Annotated in this window: 26 protein-coding genes; 16 read left to right on the top strand and 10 right to left on the bottom strand. The window is 72.5% G+C overall.

Annotation, left to right across the window (positions count from 1 at the left end):
• The first annotated feature begins 210 nt into the window (after nucleotides 1-210).
• The 3 genes from hslV to KB893_RS16815 all read left to right on the top strand — a co-directional run bounded on the left by hslV (nucleotide 211) and on the right by KB893_RS16815 (nucleotide 2,693).
• Nucleotides 211-768, top strand: coding sequence for an ATP-dependent protease subunit HslV (hslV, locus tag KB893_RS16825; RefSeq protein WP_213173917.1), 558 nt, complete (start codon nucleotides 211-213; stop codon nucleotides 766-768).
• A 47-nt stretch (nucleotides 769-815) separates the two neighbouring features.
• A complete protein-coding gene (hslU, locus tag KB893_RS16820; protein WP_211925718.1) occupies nucleotides 816-2,177 on the top strand; it encodes an ATP-dependent protease ATPase subunit HslU in 1,362 nt (453 codons plus the stop codon).
• Nucleotides 2,178-2,339: 162 nt separating this feature from the next.
• Nucleotides 2,340-2,693, top strand: a complete 354-nt coding sequence (locus tag KB893_RS16815) for a gamma-butyrobetaine hydroxylase family protein (protein ID WP_211925719.1) — start codon at nucleotides 2,340-2,342, stop codon at nucleotides 2,691-2,693.
• Nucleotides 2,694-2,729: 36 nt separating this feature from the next.
• On the opposite strand, the gene KB893_RS16810 is transcribed toward KB893_RS16815, so the two are convergent.
• Together KB893_RS16810 and KB893_RS16805 are read right to left on the bottom strand one after the other, a co-directional pair.
• Nucleotides 2,730-3,182 (bottom strand): nucleoside deaminase, encoded by a 453-nt coding sequence (locus KB893_RS16810; protein WP_211925720.1) that lies wholly within the window; start codon nucleotides 3,180-3,182, stop codon nucleotides 2,730-2,732.
• 53 nt (nucleotides 3,183-3,235) lie between these two features.
• On the bottom strand, nucleotides 3,236-3,535 hold the full coding sequence (locus KB893_RS16805; protein WP_211925721.1) for a putative quinol monooxygenase: 300 nt from the start codon (nucleotides 3,533-3,535) through the stop codon (nucleotides 3,236-3,238).
• 104 nt (nucleotides 3,536-3,639) lie between these two features.
• On the opposite strand from KB893_RS16805, the gene ubiE reads away from it, so the two are divergent.
• Nucleotides 3,640-4,440 (top strand): bifunctional demethylmenaquinone methyltransferase/2-methoxy-6-polyprenyl-1,4-benzoquinol methylase UbiE, encoded by an 801-nt coding sequence (ubiE, locus tag KB893_RS16800; protein ID WP_211925722.1) that lies wholly within the window; start codon nucleotides 3,640-3,642, stop codon nucleotides 4,438-4,440.
• Between the two features lie 40 nt (nucleotides 4,441-4,480).
• Here ubiE and KB893_RS16795 read toward each other — a convergent pair whose 3' ends face one another.
• Nucleotides 4,481-5,449: an ABC transporter substrate-binding protein gene (locus tag KB893_RS16795; protein WP_211925723.1), complete on the bottom strand. Its 969-nt coding sequence runs from the start codon at nucleotides 5,447-5,449 to the stop codon at nucleotides 4,481-4,483.
• Nucleotides 5,450-5,597: 148 nt separating this feature from the next.
• Between KB893_RS16795 and KB893_RS16790 the strand changes: the two genes are divergently transcribed.
• Together KB893_RS16790 and KB893_RS16785 are read left to right on the top strand one after the other, a co-directional pair.
• A complete protein-coding gene (locus KB893_RS16790; RefSeq protein ID WP_211925724.1) occupies nucleotides 5,598-7,499 on the top strand; it encodes a M1 family metallopeptidase in 1,902 nt (633 codons plus the stop codon).
• 5 nt (nucleotides 7,500-7,504) lie between these two features.
• Nucleotides 7,505-8,203 carry a hypothetical protein gene (locus KB893_RS16785; RefSeq protein ID WP_211925725.1) on the top strand — a complete coding sequence of 233 codons (699 nt, stop codon included), beginning with the start codon at nucleotides 7,505-7,507 and terminating at the stop codon, nucleotides 8,201-8,203.
• A 490-nt stretch (nucleotides 8,204-8,693) separates the two neighbouring features.
• Here the strand turns inward: KB893_RS16785 and KB893_RS16780 are convergent, their stop codons facing one another.
• The gene (locus KB893_RS16780; RefSeq protein ID WP_211925726.1) at nucleotides 8,694-9,632 is read right to left on the bottom strand and encodes a carbohydrate kinase family protein; all 939 of its coding nucleotides are present in this window, start codon (nucleotides 9,630-9,632) and stop codon (nucleotides 8,694-8,696) included.
• Between the two features lie 375 nt (nucleotides 9,633-10,007).
• Between KB893_RS16780 and KB893_RS16775 the strand changes: the two genes are divergently transcribed.
• The 8 genes from KB893_RS16775 (at nucleotide 10,008) to KB893_RS16740 (ending at nucleotide 19,260) form a co-directional block, all read left to right on the top strand.
• Nucleotides 10,008-11,054, top strand: a complete 1,047-nt coding sequence (locus tag KB893_RS16775) for a rod shape-determining protein (protein WP_211925727.1) — start codon at nucleotides 10,008-10,010, stop codon at nucleotides 11,052-11,054.
• 111 nt (nucleotides 11,055-11,165) lie between these two features.
• Complete coding sequence (gene mreC, locus KB893_RS16770) at nucleotides 11,166-12,140, top strand: rod shape-determining protein MreC (protein ID WP_338026996.1); 975 nt, start codon at nucleotides 11,166-11,168, stop codon at nucleotides 12,138-12,140.
• Complete coding sequence (gene mreD / locus KB893_RS16765) at nucleotides 12,137-12,628, top strand: rod shape-determining protein MreD (protein ID WP_211925728.1); 492 nt, start codon at nucleotides 12,137-12,139, stop codon at nucleotides 12,626-12,628. The genes mreC and mreD overlap by 4 nt, the downstream gene beginning before the upstream one ends.
• 3 nt (nucleotides 12,629-12,631) lie before the next feature.
• The gene (gene mrdA, locus KB893_RS16760) at nucleotides 12,632-14,557 is read left to right on the top strand and encodes a penicillin-binding protein 2 (protein WP_211925729.1); all 1,926 of its coding nucleotides are present in this window, start codon (nucleotides 12,632-12,634) and stop codon (nucleotides 14,555-14,557) included.
• On the top strand, nucleotides 14,554-15,666 hold the full coding sequence (rodA, locus tag KB893_RS16755; RefSeq protein WP_211925730.1) for a rod shape-determining protein RodA: 1,113 nt from the start codon (nucleotides 14,554-14,556) through the stop codon (nucleotides 15,664-15,666). The genes mrdA and rodA overlap by 4 nt, the downstream gene beginning before the upstream one ends.
• 86 nt (nucleotides 15,667-15,752) lie before the next feature.
• Complete coding sequence (gene mltB / locus KB893_RS16750; protein ID WP_211925731.1) at nucleotides 15,753-16,823, top strand: lytic murein transglycosylase B; 1,071 nt, start codon at nucleotides 15,753-15,755, stop codon at nucleotides 16,821-16,823.
• Nucleotides 16,820-17,953, top strand: a complete 1,134-nt coding sequence (locus KB893_RS16745; protein ID WP_213173916.1) for a septal ring lytic transglycosylase RlpA family protein — start codon at nucleotides 16,820-16,822, stop codon at nucleotides 17,951-17,953. Before mltB ends, KB893_RS16745 begins: the two co-directional genes overlap by 4 nt.
• A 62-nt stretch (nucleotides 17,954-18,015) precedes the next feature.
• Nucleotides 18,016-19,260, top strand: coding sequence for a D-alanyl-D-alanine carboxypeptidase family protein (locus tag KB893_RS16740; RefSeq protein ID WP_213173915.1), 1,245 nt, complete (start codon nucleotides 18,016-18,018; stop codon nucleotides 19,258-19,260).
• 70 nt (nucleotides 19,261-19,330) lie between these two features.
• On the opposite strand, the gene KB893_RS16735 is transcribed toward KB893_RS16740, so the two are convergent.
• The 3 genes from KB893_RS16735 to KB893_RS16725 all read right to left on the bottom strand — a co-directional run bounded on the left by KB893_RS16735 (nucleotide 19,331) and on the right by KB893_RS16725 (nucleotide 21,119).
• Nucleotides 19,331-20,053: a DUF6683 family protein gene (locus KB893_RS16735; RefSeq protein ID WP_213173914.1), complete on the bottom strand. Its 723-nt coding sequence runs from the start codon at nucleotides 20,051-20,053 to the stop codon at nucleotides 19,331-19,333.
• Nucleotides 20,054-20,203: 150 nt separating this feature from the next.
• Nucleotides 20,204-20,527 carry a hypothetical protein gene (locus tag KB893_RS16730; RefSeq protein ID WP_211926574.1) on the bottom strand — a complete coding sequence of 108 codons (324 nt, stop codon included), beginning with the start codon at nucleotides 20,525-20,527 and terminating at the stop codon, nucleotides 20,204-20,206.
• Between the two features lie 145 nt (nucleotides 20,528-20,672).
• Nucleotides 20,673-21,119, bottom strand: coding sequence for a hypothetical protein (locus KB893_RS16725; RefSeq protein WP_211926573.1), 447 nt, complete (start codon nucleotides 21,117-21,119; stop codon nucleotides 20,673-20,675).
• A gap of 177 nt (nucleotides 21,120-21,296) precedes the next feature.
• Here KB893_RS16725 and KB893_RS16720 point away from each other — a divergent pair, with 177 nt between their 5' ends.
• Nucleotides 21,297-22,091 (top strand): hypothetical protein, encoded by a 795-nt coding sequence (locus KB893_RS16720; RefSeq protein ID WP_211926572.1) that lies wholly within the window; start codon nucleotides 21,297-21,299, stop codon nucleotides 22,089-22,091.
• A 65-nt stretch (nucleotides 22,092-22,156) separates the two neighbouring features.
• On the opposite strand, the gene KB893_RS16715 is transcribed toward KB893_RS16720, so the two are convergent.
• Entirely contained in the window at nucleotides 22,157-22,468 is a 312-nt protein-coding gene (locus tag KB893_RS16715; RefSeq protein WP_211926571.1) for a hypothetical protein, read from the bottom strand.
• A gap of 3 nt (nucleotides 22,469-22,471) precedes the next feature.
• The gene (locus KB893_RS16710) at nucleotides 22,472-22,720 is read right to left on the bottom strand and encodes a hypothetical protein (RefSeq protein ID WP_211926570.1); all 249 of its coding nucleotides are present in this window, start codon (nucleotides 22,718-22,720) and stop codon (nucleotides 22,472-22,474) included.
• A 176-nt stretch (nucleotides 22,721-22,896) separates the two neighbouring features.
• On the opposite strand from KB893_RS16710, the gene KB893_RS16705 reads away from it, so the two are divergent.
• The gene (locus KB893_RS16705) at nucleotides 22,897-23,475 is read left to right on the top strand and encodes a GNAT family N-acetyltransferase (protein WP_213173913.1); all 579 of its coding nucleotides are present in this window, start codon (nucleotides 22,897-22,899) and stop codon (nucleotides 23,473-23,475) included.
• 25 nt (nucleotides 23,476-23,500) lie between these two features.
• Here KB893_RS16705 and KB893_RS16700 read toward each other — a convergent pair whose 3' ends face one another.
• Nucleotides 23,501-24,478, bottom strand: a complete 978-nt coding sequence (locus KB893_RS16700) for a hypothetical protein (RefSeq protein ID WP_211926568.1) — start codon at nucleotides 24,476-24,478, stop codon at nucleotides 23,501-23,503.
• Nucleotides 24,479-24,546 lie beyond the last annotated feature (68 nt).

Raw genomic sequence — 24,546 nt, 5'->3', positions numbered from 1 at the left:
CGCAACCCTGCCGCGGCATCGCGGGCCGGACTGCGGGCGCGGCCCGTCGTGGCTGGAGCGGGCCGTGGCGATCCGGGCAGAGGTCGAGCCCATCAAGTCGCTTCAGGTCCGGATTCCCGATTCCCATTTCCCCATTCCCGCTTCACCACCCCAACCCTTGTCCCCCCCATGCCCCATCCCCATTGAACCGGTTCGTACCCGGAGGGCCGCATGGATCCCAGCCAGAACCCCAACGTCTTCCACGCCACGACCATCGTCTCGGTGCGTCGCGGCGGGCGCGTGGTCGTCGCCGGCGACGGCCAGGTGACGCTCGGCAACACCGTGATGAAGGGCACCGCGCGCAAGGTGCGCCGGCTCGGCGGCGGCAGCGTGCTCGCCGGCTTCGCCGGTGCCGCGGCGGATGCCTTCACCCTGTTCGAGCTGTTCGAGAACAAGCTGCAGCAGCACAACGGCCAGCTGGTGCGTGCGGCGGTCGAGCTGGTCAAGGACTGGCGCACCGACCGTCGCTACGGAAAGCTCGAGGCGCTGCTGGCGGTGGCCGACCGGGACACCTCGCTGATCATCAGCGGCAACGGCGACATCATCGAGCCCGACGACGGCCTGATCGCGATCGGCTCCGGCGGCGCCTTCGCGCTGGCCGCGGCGCGCGCGTTGCTGTCGCATTCGGAGCTGGATGCGCGCGGCGTCGCCGAGGAGGCGCTGAAGATCGCCGGCGACATCTGCATCTACACCAACGGCAACGTCGCGGTCGAAGAACTGGCCGACTGAACGCACGTCCCCTCACGCGGCCCGTGCCGCACGAATCCGCAAAGCCCATGTCCGAACTCACTCCCCGCGAAATCGTCAACGAGCTCGACCGCTACATCGTCGGCCAGAAGTCGGCCAAGCGTGCGGTGGCCATCGCGCTGCGCAACCGCTGGCGGCGCATGCAGCTCGACCCCGCGCTGCGCAACGAGGTGACGCCGAAGAACATCCTGATGATCGGCCCGACCGGCGTCGGCAAGACCGAGATCGCGCGCCGGCTGGCGACGCTCGCCAACGCGCCCTTCGTCAAGGTCGAGGCGACCCGCTTCACCGAGGTCGGCTACGTCGGCAAGGACGTCGAGCAGATCGTCCGCGACCTCGCCGACTCCGCGGTCAAGCTGTTCCGCGAGCAGGCCAAGCAGCGCGTGCGCACCCAGGCCGAGGAGCGCGCCGAGGACCGCATCCTCGATGCGCTGCTGCCGCGCCGCCGTCCGCAGGCGCCGATGGGCTTCCCGATCGGCGATCCCGAGGATCCGGCCGCCGGCCCCGGCGAGGACTCCGGCACGCGTCAGAAGCTGCGTCGGCAGCTGCGCGACGGCGCGCTCGAGGAGCGCGAGATCGAGATCGAGACCAGCGTCAACCAGGGCGTCGACATCATGGCTCCGCCCGGCATGGAGGAGATGGGGCAGCAGCTCAAGCAGATGTTCCAGAACCTCTCCGGCGGCAAGACGCAGTCGCGGCGGCTCACGATCCGCGCCGCGCGCCCGCAGCTGATCGAGGAGGAGGCGGCGAAGCTGGTCAACGAGGACGACGTGCGCCAGGCCGCGATCGACGCCTGCGAGCAGCACGGCATCGTCTTCATCGACGAGATCGACAAGGTCGCCAAGCGCAGCGAGGGCGTGTCCGGTGGCGACGTCAGCCGCGAGGGCGTGCAGCGCGACCTGCTGCCGCTGGTGGAAGGCTCGACCGTCAGCACCAAGTATGGGGTGGTCAGGACCGACCACATCCTGTTCATCGCCTCCGGCGCCTTCCACGTCGCCAAGCCGTCCGACCTGATCCCGGAGCTGCAGGGCCGTTTCCCGATCCGGGTCGAGCTGCAGGCGCTGTCGCGCGACGACTTCAGGCGCATCCTCACCGAGCCGCACAGCGCGCTGACCAAGCAGTACAACGCGCTGCTCGGGACCGAGGGCGTGACCCTGAGCTTCGCCGACGAGGCCATCGACCGCCTCGCCGAGATCGCCTTCGAGGTCAACGAGCGCCAGGAGAACATCGGCGCCCGCCGCCTGCACACCGTGCTTGAGCGCCTGCTCGACACCCTGAGCTACGAAGCGCCCGACCGCGGCGGCGAAGCCGTGACCATCGACCGCGCCTACGTCGACGCCCACCTCGGCGACCTCGTGCAGGATCCGGATCTGTCGCGGTACATCCTGTGATCTGAGGCGCTGGGTCGAGCGGGAATCGGGACACGGGAATCGGGACCTGCGGACCGTTGCTTCCCGAGCGTCGCTCCGGAGCAAGGGCCAGCAGGCCATGCCGAGCCTCAGGTCCCGATTCCCGCCTCACCACCACCCATTCCCACCTCATCGCCCAGAACCATGCCCACCCCCACCGACATCGTCCTGCACCAGGCCTCGCGCATCCTCGAGGTGGCGTTCGAGGACGGCGCGCGGTTCCGGCTGCCGGCGGAATACCTGCGGGTGGAATCGCCGAGTGCGGAGGTGCAGGGGCATGGGCCGGGGCAGAAGCAGCTGGTCGCCGGCAAGCGTGCGGTGGGCATCGTCGGCGTGGAGCCGGTCGGGCACTACGCGGTGCTGCTGCGCTTCAGCGACGGACACGCCAGCGGCATCTTCAGCTGGGACACGCTCCATCGCCTCGGTCGGGAGCAGGAGGCGTTCTGGCCGCGCTACGAGAACGCACTGGCCGCCGCCGGCAAGTCCCGCGACGCCTGAGCGCCGCGGTTCCGGCGCCGGTCCCGCGACCGGGACTCACTCCTCGCCGATGTCCTCGTTCCACAGCGCGGGCCGCGCGGCGATGAAGTCGCGCATCATGCCGATGCATTCGGCGTCGGCGAGGTCGATCACGCGCACGCCGGCCTCGCGCAGCCAGTCGACGCCGCCGGCGAAGGTCACCGACTCGCCGACCACCACGGCGCCGATGTTGAACTGGCGCACCAGCCCGCTGCAGTACCAGCACGGCGCGAGCGTGGTGACCATGATGGTGTCGCGGTAGCTGCGCTGGCGGCCGGCCTTGCGGAAGGCGTCGGTCTCGCCGTGGATCGACGGGTCGTCCTCCTGCACGCGGCGGTTGTGGCCGCAGCCGAGCAGGCGGCCGTCGCCGCCGTAGAGCGCGGCGCCGATCGGGATGCCGCCCTCGGCCAGCCCCTGCCGCGCCTCGGCGACGGCGGTGGCGAGGAGGGCGCGGTAGTCGATGTCGGGCATGGCGGCCACTCGTGCGGGAGGCGCGCCAGCCTACGTGGCGCCGGCGGCGCCAGCTAGCGTCCCTTCATCGCCAGCACCTCGGCCTCCTCGATCACCGGCGAGCTCGCGAAGAGGTCGGGTGCGCGTTCCATCAGTGCGGCGGCGATGCGGCCGGTCAGGTGCGCCTGGCGCGATGCGGTGTCGTCGAAGGTGTCGACGATGGCGAAGGTGGAAGGGCCGAGCTTGAGCGCGTACCAGGTGAGCGTTCCGGCCTCGTCCCGGGCCAGCGCCGCGGCGTGGCGCAGGAACTCCTCGACCTCGGCCTCGCGGCCGGGCTTCGCCTCGAGGCGGGCGAGCAGGGCGTAACGGCTCATGGACGCTCCCTCCGGATGGTGGCGACACGGTACCGGCGCGCCGTGGTGGTGGCGTGCAGCATCCACACGCAACGCGCCGGGCGCGGCATGGGATACTCGACCGCATGAGCGAGCACGATTCCCGCCCCGACGCCCTTCCCGTGACCGTGCCGGCCGAGTCCGCCGGCGACACCACCCATTTCGGCTACCGCGACGTGCCCACGCGCGAGAAGCAGAAGCTGGTGGGCGAGGTGTTCTCGTCCGTCGCGCGCCGCTACGACGTCATGAACGACCTGATGAGCTTCGGCATCCACCGGGTATGGAAGCGCTACTTCGTGGCGACCTCGGGCGTGAAGCGCGGCGACCGCGTGCTGGACCTCGCCGGCGGCACCGGCGACATCGCCGCGCTGCTGCATCCGCGGGTGGGCGAGGGCGGCGGCATCGTGGTCGGCGACATCAATGCCGCGATGCTCGGGGTGGGGCGCGACCGTCTGACCGACCGCGGGCTGGTGCGCGGCCTGGACTGGGTGCAGTGCAATGCCGAGGCGCTGCCGTTCCCGGACAAGTCCTTCGACCTGGTCACCATCGCCTTCGGCCTGCGCAACGTGACCGACAAGGCGCGCGCGCTGGCCGACATGCACCGCGTGCTCAAGGTCGGCGGCCGGGTGCTGGTGCTGGAGTTCTCGCAGGTGCGGCCGAAGTGGTTCCGGCCGCTCTACGACATCCATTCCTTCCAGGTGCTGCCGCGGCTGGGCACGCTCATCGCCGGCGACCGCGCGAGCTACCAGTACCTGGCCGAGTCGATCCGCAAGCATCCGCCGCAGGCCGAGCTGCAGCGGATGCTGACCGAGGCCGGCTTCGCCCGCGCCTCGCACCGCAACCTGTCCGCCGGCATCGTCGCGATCCACTCCGGCTACCGGGTGTGAGCGGGCCGGGCCGCCGCGGCGGCCCGGTCGCGTCCTGGCGTCACTCCGCCGCGTCGAGCGCCGCGGTGAAGGCGTCGGCGGTCCGCGTCAGGGTGCCGATGCCGCCGGTGGCGAGGTACCAGGCCGGCGCGTCGAGATGGAGCACCCGACCGCTGCGCCAGGCGCGGCTCGCGCTGACCGCCGGATGGTCCGCCAGGCGTTCGGAGGCGGGGCGCTCGGGATCGCCGGTGGCGGCGTCGCGGTCGATCACGAACAGCCAGTCCGGATCCGCCGCCAGCGCGGCCTCGAGCGCGGCCGCGCGGTCCGCCGCCTGCGCGCGCGCCTCGGGCGAGCCTGCTTCGGGCCGCACGCCTTCGGACGCGGCCGCGGTCGTCGTCGGCAGGACCGACGGCACGCCCAGCACCTCGTGGACGATGCCGAAGCGCTCACCGGGGGCGTGCGCGATCGCGCGGTCGCCGACCGCGAACAGCACCAGGCCGGTGCCGGCGTCGGCGGTGCGCGCATGCAGCTCGGCGAGGCGGGCACGCAGCGCCATGGCCTCGGCCTCGGCGGCCTTGCTGCGGCCGGTCGCGCGACCGAGCGCGTCGATGCTGGCGTAGGTGGCGGCGAGGTAGTTTCGGGTCCCGGCCGAGAGGTCGATGGTCGGGGCCAGCGCCTGCACGTCGGCGTAGGCGCGGCGCGAGCGACCACCGAGGATCACCAGGTCGGCCTCAGCCGCGGCGAGCGCATCGAGGTCCGGCTCGAAGAGGGTGCCGGCGCGGACGACATCGACCCCGGCTCCGGGTGCCAGGTGCGCCGGTATGCGGACGTCGGGGACCGCGGCCACCGGTGCGCCGAGCGCCTGCAGGATGTCCAGCGCCGCGAGGTCGTAGACCGCGACACGCCGGGCGGGCGCGGGCAGCACGGCTTCGCCCTGCGCATGTTCGATGCGGACCGGTTCGGCGCTTGCGGCGGTGGCGGCGAGCGCGAGGACGAGCGCCGGCAGCAGGGCGCGCTGGAGTCGAGGCATGGGGGTTCCCGCGGTGGATGAAAATGAGTCGCGTTTGTACAGGACTCCGCCGGCCGCGGCCAGCGTTCAATGTCGGGAGCGCGCCGACGGCCCGATCACGCCGCTGCGTTAAGATCCCGTGAGCCTTGCCCGTCGAGCGGTTTCTTCAATGCGTAACCTCTTCCTGCTGCTTGCCCTGATCCTGCCGGCCGTACCCGCGTTCGCCCAGGAGAGCGCCGAGCCGTCGCCGGCGCAGCCCGACCGCCGCGCCGACGAGAGCTCCTACGCGGAGCCGGAGCGGGTGGTCGTGCGCCACCTGGCGCTGGATCTCGAGGTCGACTTCGACGCCAAGCGCCTGGCCGGGACGGCCGACCTCACCCTGGAGTGGCTGGATCCGGAGGCCGATACGCTGGTGCTCGATACCCGCGACCTCGACATCGAGCGCATCGAGGGCCGCAGCGGCGACGCGCGCTGGCGGAAGCTGAAGTACACCCTCGCCGAGCGCGATCCGGTGCACGGCCAGAAGCTCACCGTCGCCACGCCCGCGCGCCCGGAGCACGTGCGCATCCGTTACCGCACCGCGCCGGAGGCGAGCGGTCTGCAGTGGCTGGAGCCGTCGATGACCCAGGGCGGGAAGCTGCCCTTCATGTTCAGCCAGTCGCAGGCCATCCACGCGCGTTCCTGGGTGCCGCTGCAGGACACGCCCTCGGTGCGCTTCACCTACGAGGCGACGGTGCGCACCGACCCGGCGCTGATGGCGCTGATGAGCGCCGACAACGATCCCGAGGCCGAGCGCGACGGCGAGTACGCCTTCCGCATGCCGCAGCCGATCCCGTCCTACCTGCTGGCCATCGCCGCCGGCGACCTGGTGTTCGAGCCGATCTCCGCGCGTGCCGGCGTCTGGGCCGAGCCGGCGATGGCGAAGAAGGCGGCGGCGGAATTTGCCGACACCGGGAAGATGATCGAGGTCGCCGAATCGCTGTACGGGCCCTATCGCTGGGGCCGCTACGACATCCTGGTGCTGCCGCCGTCGTTCCCGTTCGGCGGCATGGAGAACCCGCGCCTGACCTTCGCCACGCCCACGGTCATCGTCGGCGACAAGTCGCTGGTCAGCCTGATCGCGCACGAACTCGCGCACAGCTGGTCGGGCAATCTCGTCACCAACGCGACCTGGAAGGACATCTGGCTCAACGAGGGCTTCACCAGCTACGTGGAGAACCGCATCGTCGAGGCGGTCTACGGCCGGGAGCAGGCGGAGATGGAATTCGTCATCGCCCGCAACGGCCTCATCGCCGAGCTCGACGACATCGCGCCGCAGCGCCAGGCGCTCGCCCCGCCGCCGCTCGGCGAGGGCGAGGATGCCGACGGCGCGCTGTCGTCGATCGCCTACGACAAGGGCGCCTGGTTCCTGCAGTTCCTGGAGCAGCGCTTCGGGCGCGAGACCTTCGACGCCTTCCTGCGCGGCTGGTTCGACGCGCACGCCTTCCAGAGCGTCACCACCGACCAGTTCCGCAGCTACCTGCAGGAGCACCTGCTGGAGCCCAACCCCGACACCGTTTCCATCGAGCAGGTCGACCGCTGGCTCTACGCCCAGGGCATCCCGCCGGCGGCGCCGAAGATCGTGTCGGAACGGCTGCAGCGGGTCGACGCCGCGCGCCAGGACTGGCTCGAGGGGCGCAAGTCGTTGTCCGAGCTCGATACCGACGGCTGGATCACGCAGGAGTGGGTGCACTTCCTCGCCGGCATGCCGGAGACGCTGGCGCCGCAGCAGATGAACGAGCTCGATGCCGCCTTCCGCTTCACCGGCACGGCCAACGGCGAGATCGCGCAGCGCTGGTATCCGCTCGCCGTGCGCAGCGGCTACTTCGAGGCGCGGCCGGCGATCAGCCAGTTCCTCAAGCGCATCGGCCGGCGCAAGCTGATCATGCCGACCTATGAGGCGCTGGTGGCGACGCCCGACGGCCACCGCTTCGCCGAGCAGGTGTTCATCTCGTCCCGCCCCGGCTACCACCCGATCACCACGATGAGCGTCGAGGCGCTGCTCGAGCGCAGCCGCGGGGACGCGGAGTGACGGGCATGGCCAGCGGCCGCGCCGTGCGCCTGGCCACGCTGCTGCTGTGCGGCCTCGCCCTCGGCGCCTGCGACCGCGAGGCCGAGCGCGAAGCCGCCCGGCAGGCGGCGGCGCAGCGTGCCGAGGCGGCCGCGGCGCAGCAGGCCGCGCAGTACGAGACCGCGCGCAGCGAGCGCAACTGGGGCCTGGCCAAGTCCTACGGCGACGTGCTCCTGGCCGACTACCCGAATACCGCCGCCGCGGCCGCGGTCGCCGAGTCCCTGCCCGAGGTGCGTGAGAAGGCCCAGGCGGAGCGCGAGACGCGCCGCCTCGAGGGGCTGTGGTCCTACCACCTCGAACAGGTCGAGGGCGGCCTGCAGCGCGCGGCGGTGATCGAGGCGGGCCAGCCGCGCAGCCCGCGCGTGCGCATGGTGCTGCGCCGCCATCCGGAGTGGGGCCAGAGCGTCTACCTGCTGCTGGACACCGCCGAGTTCGACTGCCCGCCGGGCTGCACGGTCGACGTCGCCTTCGACGGCGGCGAGGCCGCCGCCTTCGACGCGCGCAAGCCCGAGGAGAACCTGCAGGCGCTGTTCGTCGAGGAGGACGCGCGCTTCATGGAGGGCCTGGCCGGGGCGAAGACGGTGACCATCGACACCGCCAGCGGCGGCCGTCCGCTGCACCTGGTGTTCGAGGTCGCCGGCGTGGATCTCGCGCGGCTGGAATGAGCGCCACCTGGCGATGACGGTCAGCCGGAGCTGAGCGACGGCGGCGCGCGGGTCGTCCTCTACGATCGCGTCGCGGCGGTCTATCCGTCGGAGCTGCTGCCGTAGCGCCTGCCGGTGCAGGCGGCGTGCGTGGACCTGTGGATCGACGAGGCCGGGCGGGTCTGCCACGCCGCACCGCTGCAGGACGCCGAGGACTGCGGCACCGCAATCGATCCGCGGTTCCATCAGGCGGCGATCGAGGCGGTCCGCCAGTGGCGGTTTCGAGCCCCTGCATGCCTGCCCCGCGGCATCCCTCGACTGCACGCCAGCCACGCCGGGCTACCAAGCGTCGTCGGTCCGCCTGGCCCATGCCTTCAGCTTCATCCAGAGCGACGGCGAGGGCCGGGTGCAGATGCGTGGTGACGCACCGCCGTGAGCGCCGGCGCCGCTGCGGTCACGAAGGAAAAGGCCCGGCATCGCCGGGCCTTCTCTTCGCGATGCGCCGACGCCTTCAGCGCAGCGCGTAGCCGAACTGCTGGGTGAACTGCTCGGCGAACTCCTCGTAGTCGAAGCGCTGGTTCTGGGTGCCCGGGTGCTCGACCTTGAGTGCGCCCATCAGGTTGGCCATGCGGCCGATGGTGAGCCAGTCGTAGCCCTTCATGATTCCGAAGATCAGGCCGGCGCGGAAGGCATCGCCACAGCCGGTCGGGTCGGTGACGCGGCGCTCGTGTGCCGGCGGGACGTCGTAGACCTTGCCCTCGGCATGGATCACCGCGCCCTTGGGCCCGCGCGTGGCGATGTAGGCCTTCACCCGCTGCGCAATCTCGGCCTCGCTCCAGCCGGTGCGCTCCTGCAGCAGGTTGGACTCGTAGTCGTTGACGGTGACGTAGTCGGCCTGCTCGATGAAGGCGCGCAGCTCCTCGCCGTTGAACAGCGGCATGGCCTGGCCCGGATCGAAGATGAAGGGGATCCCCGCCTCGGCGAACTCGCGCGCGTTCTGCAGCATGCCCTCGCGTCCGTCCGGACTGACGATGCCGAAGGCGACCCCGGGCACGTCCTTCACGTGGTTCTCGTAGCTGCGCATCATCGCGCCCGGGTGGAAGGCGGTGATCTGGTTGTTGTCCAGGTCGGTGGTGATGAAGGCCTGCGGCGTGAACAGCTCCTCGATCTCCTTGACCTGGTCGAGCCGGATCCCCTGCTCCTCGAAGTGCTCGCGGTAGGGGCCGAAGTCCTGGCCCACGGTCGCCATCGGCACCGGTTCGCCGCCGAGCAGCTTGAGGTTGTAGGCGATGTTGCCGGCGCAACCGCCGAACTCGCGGCGCATCCGCGGCACCAGGAACGACACGTTCAGGATGTGGACCTTGTCCGGCAGGATGTGGTTCTTGAAGTGGTCCGGGAACACCATGATGGTGTCGTAGGCGAGGGACCCGCAGATCAAGGCGGCAGACATGGCGGTCGAGGCTCCGGCGGCAACGCAAAGTCGGCCATGGTAGTGGAGTTGGCCGAGCGGGTGGGGCGCGGCGGGCGCGCGCGGGGCATGCGGCATGGGGGCTGGACGCGGGGCGAGCGGGCACAGGGCACAGGGACCGGCGTGCGGGCGGTCGCGCAGCGATTCGTGCACGGCGCCCGCCTCGCAGTCCCGAGCCCCGAGCCGCTCATGCCCTGCAGGTCCCGATTCCCGCCTCCCGCCTCCGCTTCACGTTGCCACTTGATTTAACGAGCTTTTTCCTTGCTGGCTCCCGGCGCCGTTGCTAGGCTTGCCGACTTCCTGCGCACCCGGCCGACGGCCCGGTGCCGCGTCCGCCTCCCTCCCCGAAAGCGCCTGATGTTCAAGAGCCTCCGCGGTCTGTTCTCCAACGACCTGTCCATCGACCTGGGCACCGCCAACACCCTCATCTACGTCCGCGGCCAGGGCATCGTGCTGAACGAGCCGTCGGTGGTGGCGATCCGCCAGGATCGCGGCGGCGGCTCGCAGCGGCAGGTGGCCGCGGTGGGTGCCGAGGCCAAGCGCATGCTCGGCCGCACCCCCGGCAACATCACCACCGTGCGGCCGATGAAGGACGGCGTCATCGCCGACTTCACCTACACCGAGGAGATGCTCAAGCACTTCATCAAGAAGGTGCACAAGGCGCGCTTCCTCAAGCCCAGCCCGCGCGTGCTGATCTGCGTGCCCTGCGGCTCGACCCAGGTCGAGCAGCGCGCGATCAAGGAGTCGGCCGAGGAGGCCGGCGCGCGCGAGGTCTACCTGATCGAGGAACCGATGGCCGCGGCGATCGGCGCCGGCATCGCGGTGTCCGAGGCGCAGGGCTCGATGGTCATCGACATCGGCGGCGGCACCTCCGAGGTCGCGGTGATCTCGCTCAACGGCGTGGTCTATTCGCAGTCGGTGCGGATCGGCGGCGACCGCTTCGACGAGGCGATCATCGCCTACGTCCGCCGCACCTACGGGACCCTGATCGGCGAAGCCACGGCCGAGCGCATCAAGCTCGAGATCGGCTGCGCCTACAAGCAGGACGACAACCCGACCATGGAGGTCTCCGGCCGCAACCTCGCCGAGGGCGTGCCGCGGATGATCACCATCTCCGCCAACGAGGTGCTCGAGGCCCTGCACGAGCCGCTCTCGGGCATCGTCAGCGCGGTGAAGCAGGCGCTCGAGCAGACCCCGCCGGAACTCTGCGCCGACGTCGCCGAGCGCGGCATCGTGGTCACCGGCGGCGGCGCGCTGCTGCGCGACATCGACCGCCTGTTCTCCGAGGAGACCGGCCTGCACGTGCACGTCGCCGACGATCCGTTGACCTGCGTGGCCCGCGGCGGCGGTCGCGCGCTGGACATGATCGACACCCAGGGCAACGACTTCTTCGTGCCCGAGTAAGCTGGGCCGCGTACGGGCGCGGCGGCGCCAGGCCGCGCCCCGGCCGCCGCGCGCCGTCTTCCCCTTCGCCCGCCGCGGCCCGCGTGCCGCACCGAGCCAGTCCGCTCTACCGTGCCCACGGCCGCCCCCAATCCCGCACGCCTCTCCGATGCCAGCGGCACGCTGCGGCTGCTGGCCTACCTCGCGCTGGCCGTGCTGCTGATGGCGATCGACCACCGCGGCGGCTGGCTGGGCGAGTTCCGGCGGCAGTCGGCGGTGCTGGTCGAGCCGGTGTGGTGGCTGGCGGCGCTGCCGGGCCGGGTGTTCACCGGCGCGCACGACAGTCTGGCCACGCACGGCGACCTGCGCGCCGACAACGCCCGCCTGCGCCAGGACCTGCAGATCGCCGTGGCGCGCCTGCACCGCATGCAGGCGGTGGCGCAGGAGAACCAGCGCCTGCGCGACCTCCTCGGCGGCACCCGCGGCTACCGCCTCGACGTGCAGCTGGCCAGCGTGCTCGACATCGACCTCGACCCGTTCCGCCGGCGCGTGGTGCTCGACCTCGGCCGCGATGCCGGCCTGACCCGCGGCCAGGCGCTGATCGACGGCGGCGGCCTGGTCGGGCAGCTGATCGAGGTCGGCCCGACCCGGTCGACCGCGCTGCTGGTGACCGATCCCGACCATGCGGTGCCGGTGCAGGACGTGCGCTCGGGCCTGCGGATGGTGGTGGTCGGGACCGAGCGGCCGGACGTGCTCGAGGCGCGCAGCGTGCCGCAGAGCGGCGACATCCGGGTCGGCGACGAGCTGGTGACCTCCGGCATCGGCGGCGGCTTCCCGGCCGGCTTCCCGGTCGGCACCGTGCTGTCGATCCGCATGGACGACAGTCGCGCCTTCCTGATCGCCGAGATCCGGCCCGCCGCCCGCATCGCCCGCAGCGGCGAGGTGCTGGTGGTGTCGAATTCGCCGGTGGCCCCCGGCGTCGGGCCGCCGGATCCGCGTCCGCGCGCCGCGCCGGAAGGCGATGCCGCGACCGGCGCCACCGCGGCGGCGGGCGAGGGCGACAACGGTCACGAACCTGCCGCGGCGGCGCAGGGAGGCCAGCCGTGAGCCGGTCCCGCTCCACCTGGCTGCTGCCGTCGAGCCTGCTGCTGGCCCTGATCCTGGGCCTGGTGCCGGTGCCCGAGGTGGTGGCGCCGCTGCGCCCGTACTGGCTGGGGCTGGTGGTCTGCTACTGGCTGCTGGAGACCCCGGAGCGGGCCGGCCTCGGCTTCGCCTTCCTGATCGGCATCGCCGGCGACCTGGTCTACGGCACCCTCATCGGCGAGCAGGCGCTGCGCCTGGTCATGCTCGCCTTCATCGTGCAGCGCTTCCGTGCGCGCATGCGCTTCTTCCCGCTGTGGCAGCAGGCGCTGGCGGTCGGCGCGCTGCTGGTCAACGACCGGGTGATCGCCGCCGCGGTGCGCGTGGCCACCGGCGAGGGCATGCCGCTGTGGCCGTTCTGGATCCCGCCGCTGGTCGGCATGGCGCTGTGGCCGTGGCTGTTCCTGCTGCTCGACGACCTGCGCCTGCGCCTGCGCGGCAGCGCCGGGGGCTGATCGATGGCGCGCCGTCCGCCGCCCCGCCGGATCCGCAACCACCGCCTGGAGACCGAGCAGTTCCGCGCGCGCGCGCTGCTGGGCTTCGCGGTGATGGCATTGCTGCTGGCCCTGCTCGGGGCCGGCTACTTCCGCCTGCAGGTGCTCGCCCACGACGAGTACGCGACCCGTTCCGAGGACAACCGGATCAAGCCGCGCCCGGTGGTACCGGCGCGTGGCCTGATCTACGACCGCGCCGGCCGCCTGCTCGCCGACAACGTGCCGGCCTACCGGCTCGAGATCACGCCCGAGCAGGTGCGCGACATGCCGGCCACGCTCCAGGCCCTGCGCGGGCTGGTGGCGCTGGACGAGGCCGAGGTCGAACGTTTCGAGGCCGAGCGCCGGACCACGCCGCGCTTCCGCGCCCTGCCGCTCAAGCTCAGGCTCTCCGAGGCCGAGGTCGCGCGGCTGGCGGTGGAGCGCTACCGGCTGCCGGGCGTCGAGGTCGTGCCCTACCTGACCCGCCACTACCCGTACGGGCCGCTGATGGCGCACGTGGTCGGCTATGTCGGCCGCCTCGACGAGGACGACCTGCAGGCGCTCGGCGACGCCAAGTACGCCGCGCTGAGCCACATCGGCAAGACCGGCATCGAGCGCTACTACGAGGAGCGGCTGCGCGGCGAGATCGGCTACGAGTACGTCGAGACCAACGCCAGCAACCGCGCGCTCAGGGTGCTGCGGCGCGAGCCGGCCCAGCCCGGCGCCGATCTCTACCTCAGCATCGACGCCGAGTTGCAGAAGGCGATGGTCGACGCGTTCGAGGGCCAGCACGGCGCGGCGGTGGCGGTGGACCCGCGCAGCGGCGAGGTCCTCGGCATGGCCAGCCTGCCGAGCTACGACCCCAACCTGTTCGTCAGCGGGATCTCGTTCAAGGACTTCAAGGCGCTCAACGAGGACCCGGCGCGGCCGCTGTTCAACCGCGTGGTGCTCGGCGGCTTCGCGCCCGGCTCGACGATCAAGCCGTTCATGGGCCTGGCCGGTCTCGAATACGGGCTGCGCACGCCGCAGGACACGACCTTCTCCAGCGGCACCTTCTACCTGCCCGGGCAATCGCGCGGCTACCGCGACTGGAAGCCCGGCGGCCACGGCCACGTCAACCTGGTCGAGTCGCTGGCGCAGTCGGTCAACACCTACTACTTCAAGCTCGCCGTCGAGCTCGGCATCGATCGCATCGACACCTTCTTCGAGCGCCTGGGCTTCGGCCAGCGTACCGGCATCGACCTGGTCGGCGAGGCCACCGGCGTACTGCCCTCGCGCGGCTGGAAGCGCGGGCGCCTCGGGCAGGACTGGTATCCCGGCGACACCGTGAACATCGGCATCGGCCAGGGCTTTTGGGTGGTGACCCCGCTGCAGCTCGCGCAGGGGGTGGCGATGCTGGCCGACAACGGTCTGCGCCACCGCCTGCACCTGCTCAAGGCGAGCCAGACCGGTTTCGATGCCCCGCGCGAGCCCGAGCCGCAGCCGGCGCCGGTGCGCGTGGCCGAGGATGCCGGGCACGTCGACGCGGTGCGCGCCGGCATGGTCGCCGTGATGCACGGACCGACCGGCTCCGCGCGCCGGGCCGCGGCGGGTGCGCCCTATCTGATGGCCGGCAAGACCGGCACCGCGCAGCGCGTCAGTCGTCGCGGCAGCGCGTCGCTGGATCCGCGCAAGCTGCCCTACCACCTGCGCCACCAGGCGCTGTTCATCGGCTACGCGCCCGCGGAGAACCCGACCATCGCGGTGGCGGTCGTGGTCGAGCACGGCGGCTCCGGCTCGGGCGCCGCGGCGCCGGTGGCCCGGCGCATCCTCGATGCCTGGATCCTGCACGGCGAGGGCGCGCATCCGGACGCGGTGCCGGTGGCGCAGCGCGACGCCGGGGCGGCCGAAGCGGCGGGCGCGGCGCGATGAACGTCCTGCTGCGCTGGTTCGGCGCCTGCGTCCGGCGCATCGCCGGCAGGCTCGACCTGCCGCTGACCGCGGCGCTGCTGGCGCTGATGGCGATCGGCCTGGTGGTGCTGCACAGCGCCGGCGGCGACAGCTCCGGCCTGGTGGTGTCCCAGGGCGCGCGCTTCGCGGTCGGCCTTGGCGCCCTGCTGCTGATCTCCAACATCCCGCCGGCGCGGCTGCGGCTGTGGACGCCGTGGCTTTATGCGGGATCGCTGCTGGTGCTGCTGCTGGTGCCGGTGCTGGGCACCGGGCGCAGCGGCCGGCACTGGCTCGACCTCGGCGTGTTCTACCTGCAGCCGGCCGAGCTGATGAAGCTGACCGTGCCGATGATGGTGGCCTGGATCCTGCAGCGCGAGGTGCTGCCGCCGCGCTTCGGCGCCGTGCTGGTCTGCGCCGCCGCGATCGGCGTGCCGACCGCGCTGATCGTGATCCAGCCGGATCTCGGCACCGGGCTTCTGATCGGGCTCTCGGGCGCGTTCGCGGTCTACCTGGCGGGCCTGAGCTGGTGGTACATGGCGGCGGCCGCGGCGGCCGCGGCGGTGGCCGCGCCGCTGGCCTGGTTCTTCGGCCTCAAGACCTACCAGAAGAACCGCCTGTTGACCTTCGTCGACCCCGACAGCGATCCGCTGGGCACCGGCTGGAACATCCTGCAGTCCAAGATCGCGGTCGGCTCCGGCGGGCTGACCGGCAAGGGCTGGGGACAGGGCACCCAGTCGCACCTGAACTTCCTGCCCGAGCACACCACCGACTTCGTGTTCGCGGTGCTGTCGGAGGAGTTCGGCTGGATCGGCGTGTGCGTCGTGCTGGGCCTGTTCGCGTTCGTGATCGGACGCTGCCTGTGGATCGCCGCCGACACGCGCGAGACCTACGGTCGCCTGGTCGCCGGCGCACTGGCGCTGACCGCCGCGGTGTACGTGCTGGTCAACGGCGGCATGGTCGCCGGCCTGCTGCCGGTGGTCGGCGTGCCCATGCCCCTGCTGTCCTACGGCGGCACCTCGGCGGTGTCGCTCCTGGCCGGCTTCGGCATCGTCATGTCGGTCGGCGCGCACAAACGCTTCATCGGCGGCTGAACCGGTCGCCGTCCTCGCCGCGCGGGCTCTGGAGGCATCGGGGCCGCGTGTTAGATTGACCCCGCTCGAGAGCCCGGATCCGCCCGATGTTCTACCGTCTGTGTTTCGTCCTGTTCGCCGCGCTCGCGGCGGGCAGCGTGTCCGCCCAGGCCCCGAACCCGCGTCCGCCCGCCGAAGCCGTCGAGGCCTTCGTCGAGCAGACCGTCGCCGAACACGGCGTCGCCGCCGAGTACGTCCGCCAGACGCTGGACAAGGCGCGCTACCAGCGCAGCATCTCGGTGGCGATGAGCCGGCCGGCAGAGGCCAAGCCGTGGAAGGACTACCGGCCGAACTTCATCACCGACGCCCGCATCCGCGCCGGGCGCGCGTTCCTGGCCGAGCACCGCGATGCGCTGGCGAAGGTGGAGGCCGACAGCGGCGTCCCCGCCGCGCTGGTGACCTCGATCATCGGCGTGGAGACGAACTGGGGCGGCTACACCGGCAAGTACCGCGTGCTCGATGCGCTCTACACGCTGGCGTTCTTCTATCCGCGTTCGGGCGATCCGGAGCGCGCCCAGTACGAGGCCGACCGCGAGACCTTCTTCCGCCGCGAGCTGGGCAACCTGTTCGAGCTGGCGCGCACCGAGCAGGTGCCGATCGATACCGTCACCGGCAGCTACGCCGGGGCCATGGGCTGGGGCCAGTTCATGCCGTCCAGCTACCTCGCCTACGCGGTGGACGGCGACGGCGACGGCCGCCGCGACCTGTTCGACTCGGTGCCCGACATCCTGGCTTCGGTCGCCAACTATTTCGCCGCGCACGGCTGGCAGCGCGGTGCGCCGGTGGTCGCGCGCGCGGTGCGCGAGCCGGGCGCGCCGGAGTGGAAGCCCGAGACCTGGCGCCGCGGCACCACCTTCGACGACCTGGCCTCGGCCTTCGAACGCGACGCCGCCGCCGGCTACCGTCCGGCGCAGCCGACGGGCGCGCTGCCGCGCGCGACCCTGGTCAGCCTCGAGGCCGAGCAGGGCATGGAGTACTGGTACGGCTTCAACAACTTCTTCGTGATCACCCGCTACAACCACTCGCCGCTCTACGGCATGGCCGTGTATCAGCTGGCGGCGGCGATCGACGACGGCGCCGGCGCCGCCCTGGCCGCGGCGGGCACCGCCGCGCCGTGAGCCGCCGGGTCCTGCACATCGCGCTGGCGCTGGCGCTCATCGCGCCGCTTTCCGCCTGCGGCGGACGCAAGGTGAAGCCGGCGCCCGCCCCGGCCCCCGTGGCGGGTACCGTCGCGCCGCTGGCCAGCGGCGACGATCCCTGCGCCATCGTCCACCAGCACGACGAGCGCTGGTACACGCCCGGCGGGCTCTACGCGCCGCAGATCGCCGACGGCGATCCGAGCGTCGCGCTCGACGTCAGCACGCTGGCCGAGCCGGTGCCGCAGGCCGAGGCGCCGGCGCGCTACGGCAACCGCTCGCCGTACTCGGTGCTGGGCAAGGACTACGAGGTGCTCGACGGGCGCCGCGCCGCGGCCTACCGCGAGCAGGGCATCGCCTCCTGGTACGGGACCAAGTTCCACGGGCGCAAGACCTCGAGCCTCGAGCCCTACGACATGTGCCAGTTCAGCGCGGCGCACAAGACGCTGCCGCTGCCGAGCTACGCGCTGGTGACCAACCTCGAGAACGGGCGCGACGTGATCGTGCGCGTCAACGACCGCGGCCCGTTCCACGACGGCCGGGTCATCGACCTCAGCTACGCCGCCGCGCTGAAGATCGGCGTGCACGCGCGCGGCACGGCGCGGGTCGAGGTCCAGGCGATCGATCCCGGCGACCGGCGCTGGCAGCGTTTCCTGGCCGAGCGCAGCGCGCAGGCGCAGCGGGCGGTGGCCGCGGCCGAGGCGCGGGCGGGCAAGCCCGCGGCCGCGGTGCCGCCGGCGCCGGTCGCTGCGCATCCGGCGCCCGCGGTCGTCAGCGCCGCGGGCGCGACGCCGCCGGTCCGGGTCGAGGCCCTGCCGGAACCTCCGCCGCGTCCTGTGGTCCCTGCTCCGGCGGCGCCCGCGCCCGGCACCGTGCCGAGCGCCGCGCGCTGGCTGCAGGTCGGCAGCTTCTCCGAGCGCGGCAATGCCGATGCCGCCGTGGCGCGCCTGCGTTCGGCGGGGCTGGACGCGGTCGACGTCGCGCCGGTGGACGTGGCCGGCCGCGCCTTCTGGCGCGTGCGGGTCGGGCCGCTCGCCACCGAGGCGGTCGGCGATGCCGTCCAGCGGGTGATGGCGCTCGGCCTCGGCCAGCCGCGCCTCGCCACCGACTGATCCCCATTCCTTCCCGGCCGGCCGCATGGGCGGCCCCGCGATCTCTCCGGAGTCCACGCTTCATGAAACAGCTGTTGTCCGCCGTTCTCGTCACCGCTTTCGCGTTCGCGCCGGTCGCGTCTGCGCAGACCCCGCAACCGGCGCCGGTGCCGACGCCGTCGGCGCCCGGTCCGGTCGCGTCGTCGGGCCCGGCGGCGCCGGTGCAGATTCCCGACGCCCCCGCCTCGGCCGGCAAGGCCTGGCTGGTGATGGACTACGAGAGCGGGCAGGTGCTCGCCGGCGAGAACATCGACACGCCGCTCGACCCGGCCAGCATCACCAAGGTCATGACCACCTACGTGGTCGAGGCCGAACTCGCCGCCGGCAAGATCAAGAAGGACGACCAGGTCCTCATCAGCGAGCGCGCCTGGCGCGAGGGCGGCGCCGGGACCGACGGCAGCTACAGCGGTTTCGACGTCAATTCCCATGCGACCGTCGAGGAACTGCTGCACGGGATGATCATCCAGTCCGGCAACGACGCCTCGATCGCCCTGGCCGAGCACGTCGCCGGTACCGAGGAGGCCTTCGCCGAGCTGATGAACAACTACGCGCGGCGGCTGGGCATGAGCAACTCGCACTTCGTCAACTCGCACGGGCTCACCGCGCCGGGTCACCAGATGAGCGCGCGCGACATCGCCATCCTCGGCCGCGCGCTGATCCACGACTTCCCGCAGGACTACGCCATCCACGCGGTGAAGGAGTACACCCACAACAACATCCGCCAGTACAACCGCAACGGCCTGCTGTGGAAGGACAACTCGGTCGACGGCATCAAGACCGGGCACACCTCGGCGGCCGGCTATTGCCTGCTGGCCTCGGCCAAGCGCGGCGACCAGCGCCTGATCTCGGTGGTGATGGGCATCGAGGGCTCGCGCAACGAAGGCTTCCGTCTGCGCGAGGGCGACAGCCTGGCGCTGCTGAACTGGGGCTTCCGCTTCTACGAGACGCAGACCCTCTACCAGGGCGACACCCGCATCGCCGACCAGCGCGTGTGGAAGGGCACCGTCGAGACGCTGCCGCTGGGCCTGACCGAACCGCTGCGCATCAGCTTCCCGCGCGGCCGCTACGACGACCTGAAGGCGAGCATCGACGTACCGACGCAGCTGACCGCACCGATCGCCAAGGGTCAGCAGCTCGGCGTGGTCCGGGTCAGCCTCGACGACGAGACCGTGGCGGAGCGCCCGCTGGTCGCGCTGGAGGAGATCCCGGAGGCGGGCTTCTTCGGCAAGCTCTACGACGACTTCTGGCTGTGGTGGGAATCGGAGTGAGCCCGGCGAACCGGTGAGTCACGGCGGCCCGGGGCGTGCGCTCCGGGCCGTTTTCGTTCGGGGCGACCGCTCAGCGCGGCACCAGGCCGGCCGGAGTCAGGGCCAGGTCGCGGAGGTCGACGCCCGATGCCTGCACGTTCTGCCGCAGGCGCGCACGCAGGCGCTCGAGTTCCGCCTCCCGGCCCTCCTGCCGGAGCGTCTGGTAGGCGGAGCCGGCCATCATGGTGGTGAACATCAGCCGGTCGGCGAGCGCCTGCTTGCCGGCGTCGTCGAGCGCGACGACCGCGGGCGCGGCGACCAGCGCCGGGGCGAGCTGGCGGCGCACCGCGCGCTGCCCCTGCGGCTCGGCGTTGGAGTCGCGCCCGTTGACCACTTCCCAGGCCACGACCAGGTAGGCGGCGGTGACGTCGGCGAGGTTGGTCGAGGAATAGCCGAAGCGCCCGAGCAGGGCGTCGTACTCGCGCACCAGCTTTCCGGAACCGAACGCCTCGCCGAGGAGCTGGCGCGAGCGCGCATCGCTGAAGTTGGAGGCGAGGAAGTCCTCCAGGTGGCGCTGGCCGAGGGCAGGATCGCGCGCGAAGCGAAGGTCCGCGGGTGAAGGGGCGGCGTCCGCCGCGGCGCCCCCCGACAGCGCGGTGCCGATGGCGGCGCGGAAGGCGCTGCGCGCAGCGTCCTGCGAGGCGACAGGGCCGGCGAGCGCCGCCAGCACCATCGCCAGCAGCCAGGCGATGCGGGTGCTCGCCGCCCGCCGCGGCCGCGCCGCGCGGGCGCGTCGGTTTCCTGCAGGTCGCACCGGTCGCTCCTCGGTTCGCGTGGCCTGGTCGGGCCGGCTGGCGTGGCGTCTGCGCCCGCCCCGCCGCGGAAGGTGGCGGGCGTGCGCGGTGGAAACGGGAGCGGGGCGGACATGGCTGCCCGCCCCGCTCGGTCCGCCGGTACCGGCGTCTTACTGCTTGCGCGCCATCGCGGCGTTGGCTTCGCCGACGGTCTTGATCACGGTGCTCGCATTGTTCATGAACAGCGAGAACATCTGACTGCGCGCGGTGAGTTCGGTGGTCTGCTCGGCAGTCGGGTTCTTGCCGAGGCTCTCGGAGAACTGCTTCAGGTCCTCGGCAGCGGCATCGATCTGCTTGCCGAGCGCTTCGGCGAGCGCCATCAGGAAGCCGCCGACCTTGGACTTGGAGCCGGCGGTCAGGCGCTGGCTCTCCGACTGGAAGTTGCCCTCGATCTGCATGTTCAGAAGGAGGCTGCTCGGGCTGACCTGGGACATCTGCGTTCTCCTGGAATCCACTTTGGGGGGTTGGCGGGCCGGACCGGCTGCAGGGGGCGCATCGCCGTTCCGTCGACATCGATTCTCCCGTCTCCGCACCGCGTGACCAGCTGGGGCGTTCCCTAGCTGGGGCGGGCCCGGGCGATCAGACGCCGATGCCGTGCAGCCCGCGCAGCGGCGCAACGCCCGCCTCGGCGTAGGCCTCGGTGTCCTGGCGCTGAAGCCACGCCGCGGCCGCCGCGTCGCCGTCGGTGGCGCGGCGCCGGGAGAACTCCAGGGCGCGGCGGACCTGCGGACTGCGCAGCGGCTCGAGCGCAGCGCCGAACTGCTGCACCACGGCGTCGCGTTCCGCCTCGCCGATCTGGCCGCTCGTCGCCAGCGTGTCCACGGTGCGCCGCAGCTGCTCGAGCAGGGCGTCCGGGTCGCCGCCGGCGAGCGCGGCCGGGTCGCCGTCGCGCAGCGCCTCGGCCATCTGCGCCACCATGTCCTCCCGGCTCGCGGCGTCGATGTCGTGCTGGTCGAGCAGCGACGCCTCGAACGCCTCCAGCATCGCGCGTGCTTCGGGAGAGAGATCGGCGGTCGGGTCGGTCATGGCGGGATCCTCGGGATCGGGGCACGGTGCGGGACGCCCGTGCCTCGTGGCAGGGTAGGAAGGCCACGCCGACCGGTCCACCTAGGGTCGGTCCCAGGGTCCGGCGCGGATGCGCAGGCGCCACCCTTGGCGGGTCGACGCGAATCGCGCGGCGGCGCGCCCCAGGAGTTCCACGACGTGAGAAGCAGACTGGCCTTCGTGATCGCAGCGGCAGCGGCCGTCTCCACGCCCGCCGTCCACGCCCAGACCATCGGCGACATGCCCTACATCAATGCGGTCGACGCCTGGGCGCAGACGCATCTGCTGCGGCACCGGGGCGGCGACGCGGAGGACGAAGCGGATGCGGCGCCGGGCCCCGCGCAGACGCTGGCGATGCTGGAGTTCGACCCGGCTGCCGCGGTCACGCGCGAGGTGAACCGCAGGATGGCCGCGGGCCTCGCGGGCGGCGGCGAGGACGCATGGCCTGCGTCGCTGCAGCCGCTGGCGGCGGGCGCGCTCGGCGATCCCGCCTTCCGCCGCCTGCTCGCCGCCGAACTCGGTGCGAACCCGGAGGAGATGCAGGCGGCCTTCGACTCGGGCCGCCTGCAGGCCGCCTATGCGGACGTGCTCGCCCGGGCGGGCTACTCCGCGCACAACATGGGCGACGTGCACGCGGCCTTCCTGATCTACGCCTGGGCGATCCTCAACCAGCGCACCGCGCCGATCCCGCCGGGCGCGTTCGAGGCGGTGCGCGGGACCATGGCCGACGCCATCCGCCAACGCGGCGACCAGGGCCTGGCCGCGCTCGACGACCGCGAGATGCAGGCGACCTCCGAGAGCCTCGCGCTGCTGACCATGCTGATGGTGGCCGCGTGGAAGGATGCCGCTCCGGGCGAGGCCCGGGTGCTGCGCGACGGCGTGGCGCAGGCCTGCGCGGGACTGGGCGTCGACCTGCGCGGCGTCTCGCTCACCGCCGCCGGGTTCCGGCGCTGAAGGGCCAGCACAGACGCGAAGGGCCCCGCTCATGGAGCGGGGCCCGAGGCATGCGTGCGTGAGGCTCAGGCGGCCTCGCGCGCGCGCTCCATGATGTCGAGGATCATCGCGCGGGTCTGCTCCCCCGCGCGGCGTCCAAGGTCCTCTCCCGCCAGCGCCATCCAGGCCCGTGCGGCGTCCTCGCCGTCCTCGGCGACGCGCCGCTCGTATTCGGGCTTGATGACCAGCGCGAGTTCGTCGGAGATCTCGCGCTGGAGCCGGTCGAAGTGCCCGAGCAGCGTCTCGCGGTCGTTCTCGCCGATCGCGTTCTGCTGCTGGAGCGCATCGAGCTTCTCCTCGAAGGCCTGCCGGTTCTGCCAGACGCGGTCGCCGGCCACGGGTCAGATCCCGAAGTCGCCGAGCGCGCCGGAGAAGGCGTCGCCGAAGGCGGCGCTGAAGATGCCGCTGGTGTCGGCCGGCAGGCCGAGGTCGCCGAGGGCGTCGCCGACGAAGTCGGCCGCGGTATCGCTGAACATGCTGCCGATGTAGTTGCCGATCATGCCGCCCATCGGGCCGCCGAGCATGGTGCCGATGGCGGAGAAGGCGCTCTGGACGAGGCCGCCGACGATATCGCCGATGCTGTTGGACATGGCTGCTTCCTCTCGATGTGGTGGGGTGGGCGCCGCGGGCCTTCGCAGCGTGGCCACAGTGTCGTCGGCGGGCGACGGCGGCACAGCTAGGTCGTACCCCACCTCGGGGGCGCCCTAGGAGCGGCGACCGCGGACGCGCGCGACACTGTCCGTAGGCAGGAACCCGCGGGGACGCGATGGCGGAGCAGCACGACGTGGAGCGGGACACGATCGGCACGCGACGCATGCGCCTGCGTCCGTTCGGGCGCCGCGATCTCGGCGACCTGCTCGCGCTCGGCGGCGAGGCGCGGGTGGTGCGCCACCTGCTCGACAACCCGCTGTCCGGCGTGGCCGACGCCGCGGCGTTCGTGCTCTGGGACGAGCGCATGCGCAGCGAGCATCCCGGCTTCGGCTTCTGGCACGCGAGCGACCGCGCCGGGGGCTTCCTCGGCATGTTCTCGCTGGTGCCGGAGGCCGACCGCGACGAGGTCGGCATCGGCGCGCGCCTGTTGCCGCGCGCCTGGGGCCGCGGCTATGCGCTGGAGGGCGGTGCGGCGCTGTGCGGGCACGGCTTCGCGACGCTGGGCCTGCGCCGGATCGAGGGCCTGTGCGCGCCGCAGAACCGCTCGGTGCCGCAGCTGCTCGAGCGCCTCGGCTTCACTGCGGCCGGGGAGAGCAGCCAGTTCGGCCGGCCGGCGCTGCGCTTCCTGCTGGCGCGCGAGGACTGGCGCGGCGTCCGCGGGCGCCGGCGCGCGATGTCGTCGATCGGGGACTGAGCGGAGCGGCAGGCGGGGCGTCCGCCTACAGCGGACCGGGCCGCAGGCCCTCTCCGCGCCAGTGCCAGCGCTCCGCCGGCACCTCGCCCCGGACGCGGTTGCGCGGTCCGCCGGGGACGACGATCTCCAGCCCGGACGCGTTCGCGCGGATCGCCGGCGCGGCGCCGCCGCAGAAGTCGAGCGGCCCGTCCGCGCGCTGGCCGCCATCGCGGTCGAGAGCGACAACCCACAGCGGCCCGCCGTTGCAGGCGTTGCCGGGAAAGCTCTCCTGCAGGACCAGGACCTCGTCCCAGCCCGCCACCGGCTCTTCGCTGCGGAACAGGAGCTGCGGTGGGAGCACGTACTCCGCGGGCTCCGCCGGACCGAGCGTGGCGATGGTCCCGCCGTCGCGACGCAGGGCGAAGCCGTCGCCGCCGCGTCTCCAGTCCAGCGCGCCGGCGACGGTGGCGAGGCCGGATGCGGCCGCCGTGCCTGCCGTCCCCTCCTGCCGCGACGGCCCGTACCGGCTGCCGTCGAAGGTCCACCTCGCCTGCGCATCGTGGTCGCCGGCGGCGCCCTGCAGGCGCAGGTCGTGGAGGCCGGCGTGCATGGCGGGCAACAGCTCCACCTCGGCGGTCGCCGGCGCGCGCAGCACCCGTTCGCGCGCGTCGCCGTGGTCGAGATAGCCCCAGCGCAGCGGCAGGCCGCCGCGCTGCAGGCAGGCGTGCGCGCCGGCGACGAGCCAGTCGGCGCGGCCGTCGCCGTCGAAGTCGGGGCGGGACGCCGTCACCCAGTCGGGTGCGAAGCGGCTGACGCCGTCGCGGACGCCGGCCGCGCAGGCGAGCACGGCCTCGTCGGTGCCGAGGGCACGGAGGATGTCGCCGGGCAGGTGCGCGGCGGAGCCCGGTCCGCGGGCTGCCGTCGCGCCCTGCGCATGGTCGGCTCCGGCATCGGCCGGCGGCGAAGCGCCGCAGGCGGCGGGGACCAGCGCAAGGGCGGCGGCAGCGATGCGACGGAGCGGCATGGGCGGGAACGGGCGCGACGGCGGGATCGCCATCGTGCCGGACCCGGACGCACGAGCGCGTGGCCGGG

Source organism: Coralloluteibacterium stylophorae, assembly GCF_018122625.2.
GTDB lineage: Bacteria > Pseudomonadota > Gammaproteobacteria > Xanthomonadales > Xanthomonadaceae > Coralloluteibacterium > Coralloluteibacterium stylophorae.
This window is presented reverse-complemented; position numbering and strand designations above follow the sequence as displayed.